This window comes from Pseudoxanthomonas sp. (assembly GCF_035999195.1).
Lineage (GTDB): Bacteria > Pseudomonadota > Gammaproteobacteria > Xanthomonadales > Xanthomonadaceae > Pseudoxanthomonas_A.
The window spans coordinates 1-21,479 of sequence record NZ_DASYGY010000004.1 but is presented as its reverse complement, the minus strand read 5'-3'; the positions used below and the strand labels follow the sequence as shown (position 1 = coordinate 21,479).

The window sequence follows — 21,479 nt, the reverse complement described above, 5'->3', positions numbered from 1 at the left end:
TCCCCATGTCGGGCGACTTTAGCCGCGAACGCCATCCTTGCCCAGCCACGCCAGGCCCTACACTGCGCGCCGACGTGGACACTTCCTTCTCCTGCCGCCCCGGCTGCGCCGCCTGCTGCACCGCGCCGTCGATCACCTCGCCGATCCCCGGCATGCCGCGGGGCAAGCCGGTGGGCGTGCCCTGCGTGCAACTGGACGACGCCTTGCGCTGCCGGCTGTTCGGCGCGCCGGAACGCCCCGCCTTCTGCCGCACGCTGAAACCCGGGCCCGACATGTGCGGCGCCAGCCGCGCCGAGGCGATGGCCCTGCTGGCCGCGCTGGAACAGGCGACGGCGCCATGACGGCGCGCCGCCGTCACCGCACCTGCGTGGAGATCCACCAGGTGGTGCCGCCGGCATCGCGGACACCGCCACGGCGGTCGCCGTCGCCCTTTTCTTCCGGCGCCTGCACCGGTTCGCCGCCGGCCGCCAGCGCGCGCGTCCACGCGGCATCGACGTCGGGCACGTAGAGATGCACGTGCGACGGCACCGGCGGCCAGCCGTCCATGCCGTCGGCGAGCATCAGCACGGTGTCGTCGATGCGCACTTCGGCATGGCCCAGCCGCTCGCCCATCGGATGCAGGCGCAACGGTTCGGCACCGAACACGGCGACGAGGAAGTCGATCGTGCGCTGCGCGCCGTCGACCACGAGATACGGGGCCACCGAGGTGTAGCCCTCCGGTTTCCAGTCCATGCGGGTCTCCCGGGCGGCGCGGGGTGCGCCACCACTGATCATGCGACAGGCGGCGTGGGCGAGAGGTAACGGTCCTTCAGCCTGACGTAGTGGCCGGCCGAGTAATGCAGGCTTTCGATTTCGCGTTCGCTGAGCATGCGTACCAGGCGGGCCGGATTGCCCAGCCACAGCTCGGCCTCGCCGACCACCTTGCCCGGGCCCAGCACCGCGCCGGCACCCAGGAAGCCGTACTTCTTCACCGTCGCGCCGTCGAGGATGCAGGCGCCCATGCCGATCAGGCAGAGGTCCTCGATGGTGCAGGCATGGATGATGGTGCCGTGGCCGATGGTGACGTCGGCACCGATCAGCGTCGGGTAGCCGGCCTTGTTGTACGGGCTGTGATGGCTGACGTGGACGATGGTGCCGTCCTGCACGTTGGTGCGCGCGCCGACGCGGATGTAGTTGACGTCGCCGCGCAGGATGGTGCCCGGCCAGACGGACACGTCTTCGGCCAGTTCCACGTCGCCGATGACCGTCGCGGCCGGGTCGACATAGACGCGCGGCCCCAGGACGGGAAAGCGGTCAAGGTAGGGGCGCAGCGCGGTCAGATTCGGATCCATGCCGGGATTGTAGTGCGCCCGCTCCGGAACGAAGGCATACACTCGGCCCATGACGACCTTTCCGCACGCCGCCACCACCGCCGCCAACGCGGCCATCACCGCCGCCAACGCCGCGATCACGGCGGCCTCGGCGGAGACCGCCACCGGTTCGCGACCCACCGCGCCCGCGCCGGACAGCGAGACGCCGGTGGCCGATCTTGCCCCGACCCTGCACCGTCTGCGCCAGGCCTGGCAGTTGCGCAAGCCCGACTACGCCCAGCGTCGCGACGACCTGCAGCGGCTGCGCGAGGTGCTGAAGCGCCGGCTGCCGGAGGTGGCCGACACCATCGCCGCCGACTTCGGCCACCGCTCGCGACACGAATCGCTGATCGCCGACGGCATGACCGTGCTCAACGAGATCGACCACCTGGCCTCGCACCTGCGCCGCTGGATGAAGCCCAAGCGCGTCGGCGTGGGCTGGCGCTTCTGGCCCGCACGCGCCGAGGTCCGGCAGGCGCCGGTGGGCGTGGTCGGCGTGATCGCGCCGTGGAACTATCCGGTCAACCTGGCGCTGATCCCGCTGGCGACCGCCATCGCCGCCGGCAACCATGTCTACCTGAAGCCGTCGGAACACACGCCGCGCACCACCGCCTTCCTGCGCTCGCTGCTGGCGGAGGTGTTTCCACCCGACCGAGTGAGCGTCGCCGCCGGCGGTGCCGACGTGGCGGGCGCGTTCGCCGCGCTGCCGTTCGACCACCTGGTGTTCACCGGCTCCACCGCCGTCGGCCGCAAGGTGATGGCCGCCGCGGCGCCGAACCTGACGCCGCTGACGCTGGAACTGGGCGGCAAGTCGCCGGCCATCGTCTGCGACGATTTCCCGGTGGAACAGGCCGCCGCACGCCTGGCGACCGGCAAGTGGTTCAACGGCGGGCAGACCTGCATCGCACCGGACTACGTGCTGCTCATAGGCCGCAGCCGGCGCGACGCGCTGGTGCAGGCGCTGCGCGAGCAGGTCGCGGCGCGCTACGGCGACCTGTCCGACGCCGGCGACTTCACCCGCATCATCAACGACGGCCAGTTCGCGCGGCTGGAAAGCTATCTGGACGATGCGCGCGAACGCGGCCATGACGTGATCACACTGGCGCCCACGCACGACCGCGCGCAGCGGCTGTTCGCGCCGACCCTGGTGATCGAGCCCGGCGATGACGCGAAGGTGATGCAGGACGAGATCTTCGGTCCGATCCTGCCGATCCGCTCCGTCGATTCGCTGGACCAGGCCCTGGCCTACGTCAACGCGCACGACCGGCCGCTGGCGCTGTATCCCTTCAGCCACGACCGCGCGCGGGTGGAGAAGATCCTCGGCACCACGCTGGCCGGCGGCATCACCGTCAACGACACCGTGCTGCACTTCGGCATCAACGCCCTGCCCTTCGGCGGCATCGGCCCCAGCGGCATGGGCGCCTACCATGGCCGTGCCGGCTTCGATGCGATGAGCAAGGCACTGCCGGTGCTGTGGCAGCCGCGGCGCGCGGGCAGCGACCTGCTGAAGCCGCCGTACTCGAAGGTCGCGCGCTTCATCGACTTCATCATCCGCTAGCGCCACCCCTGAACGACATGGCTTCCGTCGTTCCCGCGAAGGTGGGAACCCACCCGCCCGGTGATGGGAAACGGGAGCGTCGCGCAGCCGGGCAAGCCCCGTGTTGGTACCCATCGCGAAGGCGCAATGGCAAGAGCGAAATGGATCCCAGCATGCGCTGGGATGACGGGATCGGGTTGTTGCGTGCGGTGTGGGTGCCCGGCGCCGGGTACGCGCGAAAGTCGCTGGGTCCCGGCATTTGCCGGGATGACGCGCTGCCATCTGGGCGGTCGAATGCCGCAGGGATGACGAGGCTGCCGTCGTCCCAGCGAAAGCTGGGACCCAGTTTGATCCTGCGGTTGCCTTGAACGGCCCATGGCGGCCGCGGCTCTTCGGCAGGCGCAACCGCAGACGCAAAAATGGATCCCAGCTTTCGCTGGGATGACGGGATCGGGTTGTTGCGTGCGGTGTGGATGCCCGGCGCCTGGCGCGTGCGAAAGACGCTGGGTCCCGGCGTTCGCCGGGATGACGCGTTGCCATCTGGGCGGTCGAATGCCGCCGGGATGACGCAGCTGCCGTCGTCCCAGCGAAAGCTGGGACCCAGTTTGATCCTGCGGTTGCCTTGAACGGCCCATGGCGGCCGCGGGTCATCGGGAAGGCGCAACCGCAAACGCGAAATGGATCCCGGCATGCGCTGGGATGACGGGATCGGGTTGTTACGCGCGGGCTCCAGGGGTCCCAGCGTCTGGAGCGACCTGGGAGACGGCGGCACTTGGGGTCACGTGGCGCCCTCGACTTCGTCGAAAATGGATGCTCCCGTCCGTCGAATGGTCAGACCCCGCCGCAAGGATCCGCATGTCGACCACCACTATCCCCGCCAAAGCCACCCGTCGCGAATGGATCGGGCTGGCGATCATCGCCCTGCCCTGCATGGTCTATGCGATGGACCTGACCGTGCTGAACCTGGCGCTGCCGGCGATCAGCGCCGAACTCGATCCCACTGCCAGCCAGTTGTTGTGGATCGTCGACGTGTACGGCTTCCTCGTCGCCGGCTTCCTGATCACCATGGGCACGCTGGGCGACCGCATCGGCCGGCGCAAGCTGTTGCTGATCGGCGCGGCGGCGTTCGCGGTGGCGTCGGTGCTGGCGGCGTTCTCGCGCAGCGCGGAGATGCTGATCGCGATGCGTGCCCTGCTCGGCGTGGCAGGCGCGACGCTGGCACCGTCGACGATGTCGCTGATCCGCAACATGTTCCATGACGAACACGAGCGGCAGTTCGCCATCGGCGTTTGGATCGCCGCGTTCTCGGTCGGCGGCGCCATCGGGCCGCTGGTCGGCGGCCTGCTGCTGCAATGGTGGTGGTGGGGCGCCGCGTTCCTGGCGGCGGTCCCGGTGATGGTGCTGCTGCTGGTGCTGGGACCGAAGCTGCTGCCGGAGTACCGCGATCCCGACGCCGGCAGGCTCGACCCCACCAGCATGGCGCAGTCGCTGTTCGCCGTGCTGGCCGTGGTCTACGGACTCAAGCGCATCGCCGAGTACGGCATGGATGCGCGCGGCATCGCCGTGTTCGTGTCCGGCATCGTGCTGGGCGTGCTGTTCGTGCGCCGGCAGAAGCACCTGGCCTACCCGTTCCTGGACGTGACCCTGTTCCAGCGGCCGGCGTTCTCCGCCGCCATCGTCGCCTACGCGCTGGCCGGCCTGTCGATGATGGGCATGTACATCTTCATGACCCAGTACCTGCAACTGGTACTGGGACTGACGCCCTTGCAGGCCGGCATCGCCACGGTGCCGTGGTCGCTCTGCTTCACCGTCGGCTCGCTGCTGGCGCCCAGGCTGGCGCGGCACTGGGGCGCGCGGCGGGTGATGGTGCGCGGCCTGTTGCTGGCCGCGGCGGGCTTCGCCATCACCGCGCTGGTGGTGCCGCCCTACGGGCTGTGGATCCTGATCGCCGGCATGCTGGCGATGAGCCTGGGCATGGCGCCGGTGTTCACGGTGGGCAACGAGCTGATCATCACCACCGCGCCGCCGGAGCGCGCGGGCGCGGCGTCCGCGTTGGCGGAAACCAGCGCCGAACTGAGCGGCGCGCTCGGCATCGCGGTGCTGGGCAGCCTGGGCATGCTGGCCTACCGCTTGTGGCTGGATCCCGCGCTACCGGCGACGCTGGGCGATGCCGACGCGACGCGCGCGCTGTCGACGCTGGGCGGCGCGGTGACCGTGGCCGGCGAACTCGGCGGCGCGACCGGCGCGCGCGTCGTCGATACCGCGCGCACCGCGTTCACCGATGCCATGCGCGCCATCGCCGTGTTCGGCATGGCGATGATGCTGCTGGCCGCATGGATGGCGGCGCGGCTGATGCGCGACGGCGAAGGCGCCGCCCACAGCATGGCCGTGGCCGACGACACCCCGGGCGCGTGAGCGGGTGTCCTCGCTTAGAATCGGCGCCATGAAGATCGCCAGCTGGAACGTCAATTCGCTCAACGTGCGCCTGCCGCACCTCACCCAGTGGCTGGGCGCGTTCGCGCCGGACATCGTGGGCCTGCAGGAAACCAAGCTGGAGGATCACCGCTTTCCCGACACTGCGCTGGCGGAGCTGGGCTACCGCAGCGTGTTCGCCGGGCAGAAGACCTACAACGGCGTGGCGCTGCTGGCGCGCGGGCCCATCGGCGACGTGCAGGTGGGCATTCCCGGCTTCGAGGACGAGCAGAAGCGGGTGATCGCCGCGACCGTGGGCGACGTCCGCATCGTCAACCTCTACGTGGTCAACGGGCAGGACGTGGGCACGGACAAATACGCCTACAAGCTGCGCTGGCTGGACGCGGTGCACGACTGGATCGCCGCCGAACTGCAGGTGCATCCCAAGCTGGTGGTGATGGGCGACTTCAACATCGCGCCGGACGACCGCGACGTGTTCGATCCGAAGGTGTGGAACGACGACCACATCCTCACGTCCACCGCCGAACGCGCGGCGCTGCAGCGGCTGTATGCGCTGGGCCTGCATGACGCCTTCCGCCTGCACAGCGACGAGGCCAACGTCTACAGCTGGTGGGACTACCGGATGGGCGGCCTGCGCCGCAACCTGGGCCTGCGCATCGACCTGACCCTGGTGTCGGATGCGCTGCGCGGAAGCGCGGTGGAATCCGGCATCGACCGCGAGCCGCGCACCTGGGAACGCCCGAGCGACCACGCCCCGGCATGGGTCCGCCTGGGCGGCTGAACCCAACGCATCGCTCGCGATTGCAGACCCGAGAGAGAGACAGACACGGATAAGAGCGGATCGAAACGGATAAAAAGCATTCTTTCTTTATCCGCCTTTCTTCGCTTTGATCCGTGTCGAAAACCCCTGGATTCCCGGCACCCAGAACGAGCAAAGGCCCGGTATCGCTGCCGGGCCTTTGCCGTGCCACGGGCCTTGGGTGCGTCTCGAACGCGCACGCGGCCGCAGCGGAACCGTTACCTCGCGCGACCGCGGGTGAACAGGTTGACGATCAGCAGCAGCACCACGGCGCCGATGAAGGCGGTGATGAGGAAGCCCACCCAGCCCCCACCGAGGCCCAGCCCCAGCATCGGCAGCAGCCAGCCGCCGAGGAAACCGCCGATGATGCCGACCACCACATTCAGGATGATCCCCTGCGAACCATCGCGCTTCATGACGATGCTCGCCAGCCAGCCCGCGATGCCACCCACGATCAGATAGATGAGAAAATTCATTGCGTCGCTTCTCCCTCGATGGACAGGACCCCTTGGCGCGGGGCACGCTTCAATCTCCAACGCACTGCGTGAAACCGTCGTTAATCCTGTGGGGGAAGCCTCCGTGCCCGTGTTTGATAACGCCATCGCCGCAGGCTTGCACGCTGTGGCGCACCACGGGACCGGGTCGTCAACGTGAGTTGGCGCGACACGCCTGCGGACTGGCATCGGGACGGCATCTCGCTCTGGCTGCTGCCGCACGCGCCCCGACAGCGCGGCGAGCCGACCGCCCGCGCCCACCTGTCGCGTGCGCTCGGCATGCCGCCGAGCGCGCTGCCGATCACCCGCGATGCGCAGGGACGCCCGCACTTCATCGCCCCGCTGCACCGTCTGGAAACCGGCTGGAGCCACAGCGGCGAGCGCCTGCTGCTCGCCCTGGGCGAAGACATCGAACTGGGCGTGGATATCGAACGCCTGCGGCCGCGTCCACGCGCGATGGAGCTGGCGCACCGCTTCTACCATCCACACGAGACCGCATGGTTGCGGTCCCTCGATGACGAGGAGGCGCGGACGCTGGCCTTCCTGCGCTTGTGGTGCGTCAAGGAAGCGGTGCTGAAGGCGCATGGTCAGGGCATCTCCTTCGGCCTCCATCGCTTCCATGTCCGGCTCGAAGACGACGGCACACGCCTGGCCGCCTGCGATCCGTCGCTTGGTCGCGCCGACGACTGGCACCTGCACGAGTGGAGCGCCGCGCCAGGGTATCGCGCCGCGCTCGCCTGGCATCCGCGCGGCGCCGCCTGGCGGCCTGCGATAATGGCGCGATGAACGACACCGCCTTTTCCGCCGACCTGCGCGACGAGCTGCACCGTGGCCTCGCCGCGCTGGGGCTGGACGCCGACGCGCTGGCGCCGCGCCTGCTCGCCTACCTGGCCCTGCTCGACCGCTGGAACCGGACCTACAACCTCACCGCCATCCGCGACCCGCGCGAGATGGTCACCCGCCACCTGCTGGACTCGCTGGCGATGTACCCGTTCGTCGACGACCTGGCCGCGAACGGCGGCGCGCTGGCCGACCTCGGCACCGGTCCCGGCCTGCCCGGCATTCCGCTGGCCATCGCCAAGCCCGGCCTGCGGGTGACCCTGGTGGAGAGCAACGGCAAGAAGGCGCGCTTCCTGCGCGAAGCCGTGCGTACGCTGAAGCTGGACAACGCGCGCGTCGCCGAATCGCGTGCCGAAGCACTGGACGAACCGCAGGCCTACGACGCGCTCACCGCGCGCGCGCTCGACGTGCTGGCCGGCATCATCGAGGTCGGCGGTCACCTACTGAAGCCCGGCGGCGCGCTGCTGGCCATGAAAGGCGTGCGGCCCGATGAGGAGATCGCGGCGCTGCCGGCCGGCTGGTCGGTGGACAGGATCGAGCCGCTGGCCGTGCCGGGCCTGGTCGGCGAGCGCCACATGGTCGTCGTGCGCCGAGACTGAGGGCGCCCGCCGTCCACCTGCACGCCTAAGCCGTTGAAAAGACTGGCGCTGCCCTGATCGTTCACCGCGTTCTTCCGGGCAGGTGACCGGCCATCGCCGCGTTGCCCGTACTCCTGATTTCGCACGGCCCCGCCCCAGCCCGCATAATCCCCCCTCACCCCGGATCCGATAAGGCGCCCTCGCATGGCCCGCATCATCGCCGTCGCCAACCAGAAAGGCGGAGTCGGCAAGACCACCACCGCCGTGAACCTGGCCGCCGCGCTGGCGCGCGCGCCGCAACGGGTGCTGCTGGTCGACCTGGATGCGCAGGGCAATGCGACGATGGGCAGCGGCGTGGACAAGCGCGAGGTGGATGCGTCCACCTGCGACGTGCTGCTGGGCGAAGTGGACGCGCGGGCCGCGGTGGTCACCACGCCCGAGGGCTTCGACCTGATGCCGGGCAACATCGACCTGACCGCCGCCGAGATCCAGCTGATGGACGTGGACGGCCGCGAGCAGCGCCTCAAGAGCGCGCTGCAGCCGATCCGCGGCGACTACGACTTCATCATCATCGACTGCCCGCCGGCGCTGTCGCTGCTGACGCTCAATGCGCTGACCGCCGCCGATTCGGTGCTGGTACCGATGCAGTGCGAGTACTACGCGCTGGAAGGCCTGTCGGCGCTGATGGAAACCATCGAAGCGCTGCGCGCGCGCCTGAATCCCGGCCTGGAGATTGAAGGCGTGCTGCGCACGATGTTCGACATCCGCAACAACCTGGCCAACGCCGTCTCCGGTGAACTGACCACGCACTTCGGCGACAAGGTCTTCCGCACCATCGTGCCGCGCAACGTGCGCGTGGCCGAAGCGCCGAGCCATGGCCAGAGCATCGTCGGCTACGACCGCGCCTCGCGCGGCGGCGTGGCCTACCTGGGCCTGGCCGGCGAGATCCTGCGTCGCGCGGCCGACCGCAAGAAGCAACAGCAGCACATGGAGCACGCGTGATGAGCGCCCCGAAGAAGCGCGGCCTGGGTCGCGGACTGGAAGCCCTGCTCGGCCCGAAAGGCGCCGAGACGCCGCCGGCGGAAGCGCAGCCGGGCGAAGCCCTGCGCACGCTGCCGGTGCAGCAGCTGCAGCCGGGCAAGTACCAGCCGCGCATGCAGATGGATGCCGCCAAGCTCACCGAGCTGGCGGAGTCGATCAAGGCGCAGGGCGTCATCCAGCCGATCGTCGTGCGCGAGCTGTCGCCCGGCAAGTTCGAGATCGTCGCGGGCGAACGCCGCTGGCGCGCCTCGCAGGAAGCCGGCCTGGCCGAAGTGCCGGTGGTCGTGCGCGAACTGGATGACCGTACCGTCATCGCGATGGCGCTGATCGAGAACATCCAGCGCGAAGACCTGAACCCGCTGGAAGAGGCGCAGTCGCTGCAGCGCCTGATCAACGAATTCTCGCTGACCCATGCCGAAGCCGCCGAAGCGGTGGGCCGTTCGCGCGCTGCGGTCTCCAACCTGCTGCGCCTGCTGGAACTGCCGCCGGCCATCCGTGCCCTGCTGGAAGCGCGCCGCCTGGAAATGGGCCACGCCCGCGCCCTGCTGACGCTGTCGCCGGACCTGGCCAGCAAGCTGGCCTCGGACGCCGCCGAACAGGGCTGGTCGGTGCGAGAAGTCGAACACCGCGCGCAGCAGTTCGCCGCCGGCAAGGTGCCGGTGACCGGCAAGAAGGCCAAGCCGGCCAAGGCCGCGCCGCAGCCGGACATCGCCTCGCTGGAAACCGAACTCTCCGAGACCCTCGGCACCCGCGTCACCATCGCCCACGGCCGCGGCGGCAAGGGCAAGCTGATCATCCAGTACACCGACCTGGACACGCTGGACGGCGTGCTGGAACGCCTGCGTCCGAAGGCGTGAGGCTTGTGCTTGTTGTAGGAGCGACGTAAGTCGCGACCGCACCCTTCCGCTGCCGGCCTCCCTGGACCACGCGGTAGAACCGAGGCATATCGCCCGCGTCAACGCGATCGATAAAGGCATCCCGGTGCTGGTGCCCCGCGGTCGCGACTGACGTCGCTCCTACAGAAAAGCGCTGATCGCGCCCCTGCATTACCATCCGCTTTCCGCTTCCACCGGATGGCCCGCCTTGAACCTCCGCACCGCCGCCCTGCTGCTCGCCTTGGCTCCGCTACACGCGCTCGCCTTCGCTCCGTCCGATGCCGACCAGCGCTTCCAGGCGCTGTACGAGAAGGAATGGAAATGGCGGCAGGAACAGACCGGCCAGGCCGACGAGGACGCGGACACCACCGGCAACCGGCGCCGGCTGCCGGACGTCGGCGCCGACGCGCAGCAGGCGCGCCTGAAGGTCTGGGAGCAGGTACTGAAGGACCTCGACGCCATCGACGCGAGCCAGCTGTCGCCGGAGAACCGCATCAACCTGGCGATCTACCGGCCGCAGGTGGAAAACCTGGCCGATGAAGTGCGCCTGGGCGCGTACGAAATGCCGTTCAATTCGGACTCGTCGTTCTGGTCGAACCTGTCGTTCATGGCGCGGCGGCCGATGAAGACCGCCGACGATTACCGCGCCTATGCCGCGCGCCTGCGCGACGTGCCACGCTACTTCGACCAGCACATCGCCAACATGCGCCGCGGCCTGAAGCGTGGCTTCACGGTGCCGCGCGCGGTGCTGGACGGCCGCGACGTGTCGATCGCCGCCGTCGCCGACCTGAAGGATCCCGAGCAGTCCACGTTCTACACGCCGTACAAGAAAATGCCCGCCAGCATCCCGGCGGCGGAGCAGGAAGCGCTGCGAAAGGAAGTGCGCGACGCGATCGGCCAGCAGGTGGTGCCCGCATTCGGCACGCTGCTGACGTTCTTCCGCAACGAATACGTGCCGCAGGCGCGCACCACGCTGGCGGCCGAAGCCATGCCGGGCGGCAAGGCGTTCTACGCCCAGCAGATCCGCGAGTACACCACGCTGGACCTCAGTGCCGAGCAGATCCACCAGATCGGCCTGAAGGAAGTCGCGCGCATCCAGGCCGAGATGCAGGACGTCATCAAGCAGACCGGCTTCAAGGGCACGTTCGCCGAGTTCCTCACCTTCCTGCGCACCGACCCGCAGTTCTACGCGAAGACGCCGCAGCAACTGCTCGAGCGCGCGGCGTGGATCTCCAAGCGCGTCGACGGCGAGGTCGGCAAATACATCGGCACGCTGCCACGCGGGCGCTTCACCATCGTCGAGGTGCCGGCCGACATCGCCCCGTTCTGGACCGCCGGCCGCGGCGGCCTGGGCACGTACTGGCTGAACACCTATGACCTGCCCTCGCGCCCGCTCTACAACCTGCCGGCGCTGACCCTGCACGAATCCTCGCCGGGCCACTCGCTGCAGGCCGCGCTGGCGCAGGAACAGGGCGAGCAGCCGGCGTTCCGCCGCGACAACTACATCTCCGCCTACGGCGAGGGCTGGGCGCTGTACACCGAGAAGCTGGGCAAGGAGATGGGCATCTACGAGACGCCGTACGAGGACTTCGGGCGCCTGACCTACGAGATGTGGCGCGCCGCGCGCCTGGTGATCGACACCGGCGTGCACCACAAGGGCTGGACGCGTGAGCAGGCCCTGGCCTACCTGCGCGACCACACCGCCCTGTCCGAGCACGAAGTCACCACCGAGGTCGACCGCTACATCTCCTGGCCGGCGCAGGCACTGAGCTACAAGCTGGGCGAGATCGCCATCGTCCGCCTGCGCGCCGAGGCCGAGCAGGCGCTGGGCCCGAAATTCGACATCAAGGCCTTCCACGACGCCGTGCTGAAGCAGGGCTCGGTGACCCTGCCGGTGCTGGAGGAACAGATCCGTGCCTTCATCGCCGAGAGCAAGGCAGGCCCGGGCAAGGCAGCTACCGCGGCGCCGTGACCACGGGGTGGGCCTTGGCCCACCGTGCCCGTCCGGCCTTCCGGACCCCGAAGCACTCCGATGTCGGGCCAAGGCCCGACCTACGCCTCCGGAAGGCCAGATCCGCGCCGTACATCGGCGAGGCCAGGGCCGGCCAGGCCATCGTCAGTTGCGACACGGCCTCGTAGGGTGGGTCTCGGCCCACCATGCCCGTCCGGCCTTGCGGACCCCGAAGCACTCCGATGTCGGGCCAGGGCCCGACCTGCGCCGCGGAAAGCCAGATCCGCGCCGTGCATCGCCGAGACCAGGGCCGGCCAGGCCATCGGCGGCTGCAACGTGGCCTCGTAGGCCCCGTAGGGTGGGCCTTGGCCCACCACCCCCGCGGTCCGGCGGGACGCCTAAGTGCTTGCGGGGCAAGGGAAACGCCGGCATAATGCGCGGCTAGCTGTGTCCGGTCCATGACCGTGCAGGTCAGGAAGCACGTCTCCTGCCTGCTCCCGACAGCGGAAATTCCGCCCGTTTCGTGCACCGCGCTGGCTCGCGGTGGGGCCGCCGTCTCCCAGGCTATGGGCGACAGAATATCTATCGAGGTGCGTATGTCCCGCGTATGCCAAGTGACCGGCAAGCGTGTGATGACGGGTAACAACGTCAGCCACGCCAACAACAAGACCCGTCGTCGTTTCCTGCCCAACCTGCACGAGCGCCGCTTCTGGGTCGCCAGCGAAAACCGCTGGGTCAAGCTGAAAGTGTCCGCGCACGCGCTGCGCACCATCGACAAGAACGGCATCGACTCCGTCCTGGCCGAGCTGCGTGCGCGCGGCGAGAAGATCTGAGGAGTAACCGACCATGGCATCCAAGCGCGACAAGATCCGTCTGATCTCCTCGGCCAACACCGGCCACTTCTACACGACGGACAAGAACAAGAAGAACACCCCGGGCAAGATGGAAATCAAGAAGTACGACCCGGTCGTGCGCAAGCACGTGATCTACAAGGAAGGCAAGATCAAGTGACCTAGTGGCGCGTTCGCGAAGCGAACGCCTTTGCCACTAGGTCATCCCCGCGAAAGCGGGAAGCGCTTTTCAACCGCCGCATGGCGGTTCATCCAGCGCCTCAAGGAAAACCCCGCCCCGGCGGGGTTTTCTGCTTTCCGGCTTCGGCGAGTCGAAAGCTGCCCCTCATCCGCCCTCCGGGCACCTTCTCCCCGCGCACGGGGAGAAGGAATAGAGCGGGGGTTTCTGCCACCGTGAGAAGCCGGATTTTCCTTTGTACGCTCCTGCACGCAGAATCCGGCCACCCCCTCCCCAAACACCCCCACCCCATGGACTGGTCCTACGGCACCGCCCTGCTGATCGTCGACTGGCTGATCCGTCTTGCGGCGCTGTGGTGGATTCCCAGCCGGACCACGCCGGCGGCCGCGCGCAGCTGGCTGTTGCTGGTCGGCTTCGTCCCGCTACTCGGGCTGCCGCTGTACCTGTTGCTCGGCCACCCGTGGCTTTCGCGCGAGCGGATCGAACGCCAGGCGCGCGCGTCGGATGTGATCCGCGAGGAGCAGCGCCCGCTCAGCGCGCTGCGCTGGACGCCGCACGGCGGCGCCGCCGCCGAGATGGCGCCGCTGATCGAACGCCAGGGCGCCTTCATGCCCACGCATGGCAACGCGGTGGTGCTGCTGGACGACTACGAGGCCTCGCTGCGCGCCCTGCTCGAGGACATCGACGGCGCCACGCAGCAGGTCCATCTGCTCTACTACCTGATGTTCGACGATGCGGTGGGCGACGCCGTCGCCGCGTCGCTGTGCCGCGCCGCGTCGCGCGGCGTGACCTGCCGACTGCTGCTCGATGCGGTCGGGGCCAAGCGCGGGCTGCGCGCCTACACCGCGCGGCTGCGTGCGGCCGGCGTGCAGGTGCATGCGATGCTGCCGGGTGGACTGCAGTGGCGCCGCAGCGGGCGCATGGACCTGCGCAACCACCGCAAGGTGGCGGTGATCGACAACCGGATCGGCTACGTGGGCTCGCAGAACCTGGCGGATGCGGTGTTCGTGCCCGGGCATCCGAACCGCGAGCTGGTCGCACGCGTGCAGGGACCGGTGGTGTCCCACTTGGAAGGCGTGTTCGCCAGCGACTGGTACCTCGAGACCGGCGAGCGCCTGATCGTGCAGCCCGACCTCGGCGTGCAGCCGCAGGACGTCGCCGCGCAGCTGCTGCCCAGCGGCCCGGCGTATCCGTTCGAGAACGCGCGCGACACCGTCAATGCGCTGATCCATCTCGCCCGCCACAAGGTGGTGCTGACCACGCCCTACTTCGTACCGGACGATGCCACGCTCAGCGCCCTGCGCATCGCCGCGCTGTCGGGCGTGGATGTACAGCTGGTACTGTCGGCCACCAACAACCAGACGCTGACGGCGTGGGCGCAGCAGTCGTACTACGACGAGCTGCTGGCCTGCGGGGTGAAGATCGCACTGTACCGGCCGCACTTCCTGCATGCCAAGCACCTGACGGTGGACGACGGCATCGCCCTGGTCGGCTCGATCAACCTGGACATCCGCTCGTTCGCGCTGAATGCCGAGATCGGCCTGGTCTGCTACGACGCGGACGTGGTGGCGCGCATCCGCGCGATCGAGGCCGAGTACCTGGCCCACGCCGACCACGTGGACCGCGATGCGTGGCGACGCCGCCCCGGCTGGCAGCGCAGCCGCGAAGGCGTCGCGCGGCTGGCGGATTCGCTGATGTAGCGGCATCGCGTCGCACGGACGCCGCGGGCCGTTCGCCTACAATGGCGCCATGACCGCTACGATCGACACGCCCCCGCCGTCCTGCGACCTCGCGATCATCGGTGGCGGCGCCGGCGGCGTGCTGGCGGCGATGCAGGCGCTGCGCCTGGCCACCACGCCGCTGCGCATCGTGATGATCGAACCGCGCCAGGTGCTGGCGCAGGGCGTCGCCTATGCGACGACCTACGGCGAGCACGTGCTCAACGTGCCGGCCGCGCGCATGAGCGCCTTCGATGACCGTCCTGCGGACTTCCTCGACTATGTGGTCGCCACCACGCCGCCCGGCGGCGCGGATCGGGAGACGCTGGCGCACGCCTTCATCGCACGCCGCCGTTACGGCGAGTACCTGCGCACGCGACTGCAGGAGGCCATCGCCGCGAGCCCCGCCTCGCTGCAGGTGATCCGCGACAGCGTATGCGAGCTGGAGGCACGCGACGACGGCGCGACGCTGCACCTGGCGGAACACGGGGCCTTGCACGCGAACGGCGTGGTGATGGCGGTCGGCAACACGCCCAAGCCGCTGCCGGCACGCGGCGCACCGCACCTGCCGGCTGGCCGTTCGCTGGCGGCGTGGGACTTCGATGCGGTGAAGGCGATCCCGGTCGACGCCGAGCTGTGCATCGTCGGTTCGGGCCTGAGCATGGTGGATACCGTGCTGAGCCTGCACGACAACGGCCACACCGGCACGATCCACGTGCTGTCGCGCCACGCCCTGCTGCCGTTGCCGCACTGCCATGGCGGCGCGGCGACCTTCGATCCCGCCCCGCTGCAGGTCATGGACCTGCGCGCGCGCATGCGCTTCCTGCGCGCAGCGGCGAAACAGGCCGTCGCCGACGGGCTGCCGTGGCAGGCGGCGATGGAACGGATCCGTCCGCACGTGCAGGCGCTGTGGCAGTCGATGTCGCTGCCCGACCAGCGCCGCTTCCTGCGCCATGTCGTGCGCCAGTGGGACGTGCACCGCCACCGCATCGCGCCGGAGGTGCATGCCACGCTGCAGGCGCTGCTCGACCGCGGCCAGCTGTGCCTGCACCGCGGCCGGCTGGACACGGTGATGGACGAAGGCCGCCGCCTGCGCATCACTACGCATACCCGCGATGGCCGTACCGACGAGTTCGACGTCGACTACGTGGTCAACGCCACCGGCGTGGAGATGCGTGCGCAGACCATGCGCAACCCGCTCCTGCACGACCTGCTCGGCAGGGGCCACGCACAGCCCGGACCGCACGGCATCGGCCTGAAGGCGGCGCGCGACGGCCGCATGGTGGATGCCGAGGGCCGTCCGCAGCCGCGCATCTTCATCCTCGGCAGCCTGCGCATCGGCTGCGTCTGGGAAAGCATCGCCATCCCCGAACTGCGCGGCCAGGCCGAGACGGCCGTGCGCGAACTGCTGGCAGTCCCGGCGCCCTGACCCGCCGCCGCGACGCGCGGCAGCCGGTACACTCGGCGACGGGTCGGGCCCCGGGGAGAGGGCGTTGGTTTCCAGCTGGATCCTGCTGTTGGTGTCCGTCGGCTACGCCGCGCTGCTGTTCGGCGTGGCGTGGTGGGGCGACCGCCGACCGATGTATCCCGACCGTCCGTGGCTGCGCCCGGTGGTCTACAGCCTGGCGCTGGCGGTGTACTGCTCGTCGTGGACGTTCTACGGCGCGGTCGGCAGCGCGGTGCGCAACGGCCTGGGTTACCTGCCGATCTACCTGGGACCGGTCCTGCTGCTGCTGTTCGGCTGGCGCATCATCGAGCGGCTGGCGCTGATCGCGCGCAGCGAGAACACGGTCTCCATCGCCGACTTCATCTCCTCGCGCTACGGCCGCTCGCGCCGGCTGGCGGCGCTGGTGACGGTGATCGCACTGATCGGCGTGGTGCCCTACCTGGCGCTGCAGTACAAGGCCGTGGCGATGAGCCTGAGCGTGCTCAGCGGCGACGGCGGCGACAGCACGCACGGCTTCTTCACCGATCCCGCACTGTACGTCGCGCTGCTGATGGCGCTGTTCGCGGCGCTGTTCGGCACGCGCCAGGTCGATGCCACCGAACACCACCACGGCATGATGCTGGCGATCTCGCTGGAATCGGTGGTCAAGCTGGTGGCGATGATCGCGGTGGGCGTGTTCGCCTACCTGTGGCTGGGCGAGAACACCTTCCGCGTCACCGACTCCGCGCGCACGCTGTTCGAGAACGCGCCGCCGGTGGGTTTCATCGCGCAGACCCTGCTCGGCTTCCTGGCCATCGTCTGCCTGCCGCGCCAGTTCCACGTGGCGGTGGTGGAATGCAGCGACGTGGGCGACATCCGCAAGGCCCGCTGGCTGTTCGGCGGCTACCTGGCGCTGTTCTCGCTGATGGTGGTCCCGATCGCCGCCGCCGGCGCCACGCTGTTCGGCGGCACCAGCGTGGCCGACGATAGCTATGTGCTGGCGCTGCCGCTGGCGGAAGGGCGCACCGCGCTGGCCATCGTCGCCTACGTGGGCGGATTCTCCGCCGCCACGGGCATGGTGATCGTGGCCAGCATCGCGTTGGCCACCATGGTCAGCAACGACCTGGTCATGCCGCTGCTGCTGCGTCGCGGGTGGGCGCAGCATCACGCCGAAGCGGACGTCGCCTCGCGCGTGCTGTGGATCCGCCGCGTGGCGATCCTGCTGCTGGCGCTGACGGCGTACAGCTATTACCGCAGCAGCGGCAACGACAGCACGCTGGCGTCGTACGGGCTGATGGCGTTCGCGGCGGTCGCGCAGTTCGCGCCGGGACTGATCGGCGGCCTGTACTGGCGCGGCGCCAGCCGGCGCGGCGTGGAGGTCGGCATGGTGCTCGGCTTCGCCACCTGGATCTACACGCTGCTGCTGCCGACCATGACCCAGGCCGGCTGGTTCGACGTGCTGTGGCTGCACGACGGCCCGTTCGGCATCCGCTGGCTGCGCCCGCAGCAGCTGTTCGGGCTGAGCGGCTGGGACACGCTGACGCACGGTACGTTCTGGTCGCTGCTGGTCAACACCGGCGCGATGATGATCGTGTCCGCGCGCTCGCGCCCCGGCGTGGACGAACGGCTGCGTGCCGCGCCGTTCCTCGACCCGTACGCGCAGCGCCCGGCGCTGGTCGCCGGCGAATGGCCCGGCAGCGTGCGCGTCGGCGATCTGTGCACGCTGGCCGAGCGCGTGGTCGGCGAGCGTCATGCGCGCCGCGCATTCGCCGAACAGGCGCAGGCGCTGGGACGCGAGTACCAGCCCAACGTCCCGGCCGACCGCGCCTGGGTGCAGTTCACCGAGCGCCTGCTCGCCGCCGCCATCGGCGCCGCCTCCGCGCGCCTCGTGCTGACCAGCGTATTGCGCGGCTCGGGCATGGAGCTGGGCGAAGTGGTGGCGGTGCTCGATCAGGCCGGCCAGGAACTGCGGTTCAACCGCGAGATCCTGTCGACCACGCTGGAGAACATCAGCGCCGGCGTCAGCGTGGTGGATCCCGACATGCGCCTGGTCGCCTGGAACCGGCGCTACCAGCAGATGTTCGGCTATCCCGACGGCATGCTCTATGTCGGCCGTCCCGTCGCCGACCTGATCCGCTACAACGCCGAGCGCGGCGAGCTGGGCGAGGGCGACATCGATGCGCAGATCAACAAGCGCATCCGCTACATGCGCGCCGGTTCACCGCACATCTTCGAGCGCGTGCGCGCCGACGGCCAGGTGATCGAGATGCGCGGCCAGCCCCTGCCGGGCGGCGGCTACGTCACCAGCTACAACGACATCACCGACTTCAAGCACGCCGAAGCGCTGCTGCTGGAAACCAACGAAACGCTGGAACAGCGCGTGGCCGAGCGCAGCAAGGCCGCAGAACACGCGCAGCAATCGCGCACGCGCTTCCTGGCGGCGATCAGCCACGACGTGCTGCAGCCGCTCAATGCCGCGCGCCTGTTCGTCAGCGCCCTGCGCGACAGCGAACAGGGCACCGATGCACAGGCGCAGGAGCGCCAGCACTTGGCCGAACGCGTCGATGCCTCCCTGCGCGCCGCCGAGGAATTGCTGGACGGCCTGCTCGACGTGTCGCGCCTTGATGCCGGCGGGCTGCAGACCCAGATCACCGACTTCGATGCCGGCGAACTGATGCGCGAGCTGGCGGCGCAGTACGCCCCGGTCGCGGCCGGCCGCGGCCTGAAGCTCCGCGTTCATGCGCGTGCCATCCCCGTGCGCAGCGACCGTCGCCTGCTGCGTCGCGTGCTGCAGAACTTCCTCGCCAACGCACTGCGGTACACGCGCGAAGGCCGCATCGTCATCGGCATGCGCGCGCAGGGAGAACGGGTCGCCCTGCAGGTCTGGGATACCGGCCCCGGCATTCCCGAGAACCACATGCGGCAGATCTACGACGAGTTCCACCGCTACCAACAGCCGTTCGACTGGGGCGAACGCGGGCTGGGCCTGGGCCTGTCCATCTGCCAGCGCATCTCGCGCCTGCTTCAGCACGAGCTGGATGCCCGCAGTACCGTTGATCGCGGCAGCATGTTCTGCATCATCGTGCCACGCGGCACGCAGGTGATCGAACGACGCGCGTCCGCGCGGCGCAACACTCTGGCCAGCGATTCGCTGGCCGGCCTGCGCGTGCTCTGCGTGGACAACGACCGCGAGATCATCGACGGCATGCAGGCCCTGCTCGGACGCTGGCAGGTGGACGTCATCACCGCCACCACCGTCGACGAAGCCCTGGAGAAGATCGCCGAGGGCCCGTCCGTGATGCTGGTGGACTACCACCTGCACGACCGCCTCGACGGCCTGGCCACCCTCGACGCCCTGCGCGCCGCCAGTCCTGGTCCCGTCGCCGGCGCCCTGCTCACCGCCGACGGCCGCGACGAACTCAAGCGCGACGCCCGCGAACGCGGCTACCGCCTCCTCACCAAGCCCGTGAAGCCGGCTTCCCTGCGCGCCTTCCTCGCCGCCCACCACGTGCCCAGCGCCATGCCCGCCCCCAGCGAGTGAGGCTTGCCGCACACGGACCCACCTCCATCGGGCACCCGCACTCCCGGGGTAATCGGCGTTATCACCCCATCAAGCCCCTGATAATCCCGCCTCCCGACGAGTTCCGATAACGCCCGGGCCAGCAACAGCCGATACGGGAGCGCGCTCGCGCAAGACATTGATGTCACAAATGAAACCCGCGATTGACGCCCCTCCGCCAAGGTTCAATACTCGGCGTTATCACCCCATGTATGGGGTCTACTAGGTGTTAGGCCTCTCAAGAAATGAACTCTTACCCGACAGAGATGGATCTCCTTGCAGCCCTAGATCGCGCTGATGACCTGGTGCGCGAGTGTGCTGCTGGACACGCGTCGTTCGCTGAATTCTGCGCCGAGTACGACAACTTCTATTGGTCATTTGCCTTGGACGGCCACGAGTCGGATCAGCCAGGTCAAGCCGTGCTTGCCAAGTACGCCGCGCGCATTGCCCTCCATCAGCAAGTGGCAGACACCATTCTTGCCAAGATCTGCTCCGACACTGACGCGGTAAAAGAGAGCTATCGTGCGGCTGGCCGCTTTGGTTCCACTGACGCGGTCGCAAGGCTTAAGCTTATAGCGGCGGGCCTTCCCGGTGGAGAGGCCTAACAATTCATTCAAGCCGAACCCGCTTCGCGGGTCGGCTTAATTCTGGTGTTAGGCGCTAGCAAATGAAGGTCCCGGCATTGTGATCAGAGGAATCGACGTCAGTGGCGCCGCAGAGGGCTATGTGCTCGCCATAGCACTTGCCTTGTTCTTCATTTCATGCGCGGCACGCGTGCGGCTTTTCTTGAAACCACCGCCAGATAGAAACGTGCAAGAACTCCTTGACGACTCCTCAATCATTGGCTTCCCAGACACTCTTGCGTTTCGCCTAGCCTATCGCTGGAAACTTCTAAAAGTTGAGTCAAGGCCAATCATTGCTGGTTTCGTCTTGCCCTACTTCGGATTCATCTTCGGTTTGCCCGGCGCTGTCTTGTCAGCTTACATACGCGCCTAACAATTCATTCAAGCCGAAGCCGCTTCGCGGCTCGGCTTAATTCAGGTGTTAGACCGCACAGGAGAGACATGCAAGCCAAGACGCCATTCGCAAGCCGACTAGCCGCATTGTTTCTAGCGCTCCTGATTGCCATGCACCTTCTGGTTACACTTGACCTGTTCTTCAAATTCTTTCCGGCAACCCCTGAGTTCCTAGCCATGTGGGGGATTGCCGTTTGGGCAAAGATGCTATGGGCCGCGACTTGCGCTATCGGAGCCCTTGCAGTGCTTCTGCTCTATCGTCGTGCGTGGTTAGGCTTTTTTGCATCAATCGTGTTCTGTGTAGGCTTGTACTTCGCCAGCATGCAGTTGTGGGGCGCCGTGAAAGGTGGCTTCTGGCTAGCTGTCGGAGTGACCGTTCTTGCCTTGGTAGGCGCGGTGCGGTCTAACAATTCATTCAAGCCGAACCCGCTTCGCGGGTCGGCTTAATTCCGGTGTTATGCGTGGGTAGGTGTGTTGGTGTTGTCGGCTTCGGTAATGCTGCGACTTCCGCCGCACCTTTGACTTCGGCGTTGGTCGCTCGCTGACTCATCCGGACGACTGGCAGTTCCGCACTTCGCTTCACTCGGCTTCGGACGCATCGCGTTCGTGCCGCGCGGCAAAGGATAGCTTCATGACCTTCGGACTTGCGGCACTGTCGGCTTCGGTCTTTGCTGGCCTCGACCCGCCCCGTGTTGGCGGATGCTTTGTCCGTGCTCCCTGGCTTTCCGGACCCGTTGCGAGTCGCGGGCTTCGGGTTTACCTTGGCGCGCATAACAATTCATTCAAGCCGAACCCGCTTCGCGGGTCGGCTTAATTCTGGTGTTATGCGTGGGT

Annotated in this window: 19 protein-coding genes; 16 read left to right on the top strand and 3 right to left on the bottom strand. The window is 68.4% G+C overall.

Annotation, left to right across the window (positions count from 1 at the left end; genetic code table 11):
* The first annotated feature begins 74 nt into the window (after window positions 1-74).
* The gene (locus VGN58_RS00740; protein WP_327480660.1) at window positions 75-341 is read left to right on the top strand and encodes a YkgJ family cysteine cluster protein; all 267 of its coding nucleotides are present in this window, start codon (window positions 75-77) and stop codon (window positions 339-341) included.
* A 13-nt stretch (window positions 342-354) separates the two neighbouring features.
* Here the strand turns inward: VGN58_RS00740 and VGN58_RS00735 are convergent, their stop codons facing one another.
* Together VGN58_RS00735 and VGN58_RS00730 are read right to left on the bottom strand one after the other, a co-directional pair.
* Window positions 355-732, bottom strand: a complete 378-nt coding sequence (locus VGN58_RS00735) for a VOC family protein (protein WP_327480658.1) — start codon at window positions 730-732, stop codon at window positions 355-357.
* Between the two features lie 38 nt (window positions 733-770).
* Window positions 771-1,331, bottom strand: a complete 561-nt coding sequence (locus tag VGN58_RS00730; protein WP_414710721.1) for a gamma carbonic anhydrase family protein — start codon at window positions 1,329-1,331, stop codon at window positions 771-773.
* A 49-nt stretch (window positions 1,332-1,380) separates the two neighbouring features.
* Between VGN58_RS00730 and VGN58_RS00725 the strand changes: the two genes are divergently transcribed.
* From VGN58_RS00725 to xth, 3 genes are all read left to right on the top strand, one after another.
* Window positions 1,381-2,907 (top strand): coniferyl aldehyde dehydrogenase, encoded by a 1,527-nt coding sequence (locus VGN58_RS00725; RefSeq protein WP_327480657.1) that lies wholly within the window; start codon window positions 1,381-1,383, stop codon window positions 2,905-2,907.
* 834 nt (window positions 2,908-3,741) lie between these two features.
* On the top strand, window positions 3,742-5,301 hold the full coding sequence (locus tag VGN58_RS00720; protein ID WP_327480655.1) for an MFS transporter: 1,560 nt from the start codon (window positions 3,742-3,744) through the stop codon (window positions 5,299-5,301).
* Between the two features lie 28 nt (window positions 5,302-5,329).
* Complete coding sequence (gene xth / locus VGN58_RS00715; protein WP_327480653.1) at window positions 5,330-6,100, top strand: exodeoxyribonuclease III; 771 nt, start codon at window positions 5,330-5,332, stop codon at window positions 6,098-6,100.
* 236 nt (window positions 6,101-6,336) lie between these two features.
* On the opposite strand, the gene VGN58_RS00710 is transcribed toward xth, so the two are convergent.
* Window positions 6,337-6,594, bottom strand: coding sequence for a GlsB/YeaQ/YmgE family stress response membrane protein (locus tag VGN58_RS00710; protein WP_327480651.1), 258 nt, complete (start codon window positions 6,592-6,594; stop codon window positions 6,337-6,339).
* A gap of 174 nt (window positions 6,595-6,768) precedes the next feature.
* On the opposite strand from VGN58_RS00710, the gene VGN58_RS00705 reads away from it, so the two are divergent.
* The 12 genes from VGN58_RS00705 to VGN58_RS00650 all read left to right on the top strand — a co-directional run bounded on the left by VGN58_RS00705 (window position 6,769) and on the right by VGN58_RS00650 (window position 21,092).
* Window positions 6,769-7,398: a 4'-phosphopantetheinyl transferase family protein gene (locus tag VGN58_RS00705; RefSeq protein ID WP_327480649.1), complete on the top strand. Its 630-nt coding sequence runs from the start codon at window positions 6,769-6,771 to the stop codon at window positions 7,396-7,398.
* Window positions 7,395-8,051 carry a 16S rRNA (guanine(527)-N(7))-methyltransferase RsmG gene (gene rsmG / locus VGN58_RS00700; RefSeq protein WP_327480647.1) on the top strand — a complete coding sequence of 219 codons (657 nt, stop codon included), beginning with the start codon at window positions 7,395-7,397 and terminating at the stop codon, window positions 8,049-8,051. The genes VGN58_RS00705 and rsmG overlap by 4 nt, the downstream gene beginning before the upstream one ends.
* 183 nt (window positions 8,052-8,234) lie before the next feature.
* Complete coding sequence (locus VGN58_RS00695) at window positions 8,235-9,032, top strand: AAA family ATPase (RefSeq protein WP_327480645.1); 798 nt, start codon at window positions 8,235-8,237, stop codon at window positions 9,030-9,032.
* Window positions 9,032-9,928 carry a ParB/RepB/Spo0J family partition protein gene (locus VGN58_RS00690; RefSeq protein WP_327480643.1) on the top strand — a complete coding sequence of 299 codons (897 nt, stop codon included), beginning with the start codon at window positions 9,032-9,034 and terminating at the stop codon, window positions 9,926-9,928. The genes VGN58_RS00695 and VGN58_RS00690 overlap by 1 nt, the downstream gene beginning before the upstream one ends.
* A gap of 184 nt (window positions 9,929-10,112) precedes the next feature.
* Window positions 10,113-11,918 carry a DUF885 domain-containing protein gene (locus VGN58_RS00685; protein WP_414710738.1) on the top strand — a complete coding sequence of 602 codons (1,806 nt, stop codon included), beginning with the start codon at window positions 10,113-10,115 and terminating at the stop codon, window positions 11,916-11,918.
* Window positions 11,919-12,493: 575 nt separating this feature from the next.
* Entirely contained in the window at window positions 12,494-12,730 is a 237-nt protein-coding gene (rpmB, locus tag VGN58_RS00680) for a 50S ribosomal protein L28 (protein WP_055939185.1), read from the top strand.
* Between the two features lie 13 nt (window positions 12,731-12,743).
* On the top strand, window positions 12,744-12,908 hold the full coding sequence (gene rpmG / locus VGN58_RS00675; RefSeq protein WP_027070918.1) for a 50S ribosomal protein L33: 165 nt from the start codon (window positions 12,744-12,746) through the stop codon (window positions 12,906-12,908).
* 308 nt (window positions 12,909-13,216) lie between these two features.
* A complete protein-coding gene (gene cls, locus VGN58_RS00670) occupies window positions 13,217-14,626 on the top strand; it encodes a cardiolipin synthase (RefSeq protein ID WP_327480638.1) in 1,410 nt (469 codons plus the stop codon).
* A 49-nt stretch (window positions 14,627-14,675) separates the two neighbouring features.
* Window positions 14,676-16,073 carry an FAD/NAD(P)-binding protein gene (locus VGN58_RS00665; RefSeq protein ID WP_327480636.1) on the top strand — a complete coding sequence of 466 codons (1,398 nt, stop codon included), beginning with the start codon at window positions 14,676-14,678 and terminating at the stop codon, window positions 16,071-16,073.
* 64 nt (window positions 16,074-16,137) lie between these two features.
* Window positions 16,138-19,611 carry a PAS domain-containing hybrid sensor histidine kinase/response regulator gene (locus VGN58_RS00660; protein ID WP_327480634.1) on the top strand — a complete coding sequence of 1,158 codons (3,474 nt, stop codon included), beginning with the start codon at window positions 16,138-16,140 and terminating at the stop codon, window positions 19,609-19,611.
* Window positions 19,612-19,895: 284 nt separating this feature from the next.
* Entirely contained in the window at window positions 19,896-20,234 is a 339-nt protein-coding gene (locus VGN58_RS00655; protein ID WP_327480632.1) for a hypothetical protein, read from the top strand.
* 459 nt (window positions 20,235-20,693) lie between these two features.
* A complete protein-coding gene (locus VGN58_RS00650; protein ID WP_327480630.1) occupies window positions 20,694-21,092 on the top strand; it encodes a hypothetical protein in 399 nt (132 codons plus the stop codon).
* Window positions 21,093-21,479: the final 387 nt, after the last annotated feature.

What these genes read in the sequence shown, in the direction of transcription:
- VGN58_RS00665 (WP_327480636.1), top strand. Translation starts at nt 14,676, where the DNA reads ATGACCGCTACGATCGACACGCCCCCGCCGTCCTGCGACCTCGCGATC.
- VGN58_RS00690 (WP_327480643.1), top strand. Translation starts at nt 9,032, where the DNA reads ATGAGCGCCCCGAAGAAGCGCGGCCTGGGTCGCGGACTGGAAGCCCTG.
- VGN58_RS00720 (WP_327480655.1), top strand. Translation starts at nt 3,742, where the DNA reads ATGTCGACCACCACTATCCCCGCCAAAGCCACCCGTCGCGAATGGATC.
- rpmG (WP_027070918.1), top strand. Translation starts at nt 12,744, where the DNA reads ATGGCATCCAAGCGCGACAAGATCCGTCTGATCTCCTCGGCCAACACC.
- VGN58_RS00655 (WP_327480632.1), top strand. Translation starts at nt 19,896, where the DNA reads ATGGATCTCCTTGCAGCCCTAGATCGCGCTGATGACCTGGTGCGCGAG.
- rsmG (WP_327480647.1), top strand. Translation starts at nt 7,395, where the DNA reads ATGAACGACACCGCCTTTTCCGCCGACCTGCGCGACGAGCTGCACCGT.
- VGN58_RS00735 (WP_327480658.1), bottom strand. Translation starts at nt 732, where the DNA reads ATGGACTGGAAACCGGAGGGCTACACCTCGGTGGCCCCGTATCTCGTG.
- cls (WP_327480638.1), top strand. Translation starts at nt 13,217, where the DNA reads ATGGACTGGTCCTACGGCACCGCCCTGCTGATCGTCGACTGGCTGATC.
- VGN58_RS00725 (WP_327480657.1), top strand. Translation starts at nt 1,381, where the DNA reads ATGACGACCTTTCCGCACGCCGCCACCACCGCCGCCAACGCGGCCATC.
- VGN58_RS00695 (WP_327480645.1), top strand. Translation starts at nt 8,235, where the DNA reads ATGGCCCGCATCATCGCCGTCGCCAACCAGAAAGGCGGAGTCGGCAAG.
- VGN58_RS00650 (WP_327480630.1), top strand. Translation starts at nt 20,694, where the DNA reads ATGCAAGCCAAGACGCCATTCGCAAGCCGACTAGCCGCATTGTTTCTA.
- VGN58_RS00710 (WP_327480651.1), bottom strand. Translation starts at nt 6,594, where the DNA reads ATGAATTTTCTCATCTATCTGATCGTGGGTGGCATCGCGGGCTGGCTG.
- xth (WP_327480653.1), top strand. Translation starts at nt 5,330, where the DNA reads ATGAAGATCGCCAGCTGGAACGTCAATTCGCTCAACGTGCGCCTGCCG.
- rpmB (WP_055939185.1), top strand. Translation starts at nt 12,494, where the DNA reads ATGTCCCGCGTATGCCAAGTGACCGGCAAGCGTGTGATGACGGGTAAC.
- VGN58_RS00730 (WP_414710721.1), bottom strand. Translation starts at nt 1,331, where the DNA reads ATGGATCCGAATCTGACCGCGCTGCGCCCCTACCTTGACCGCTTTCCC.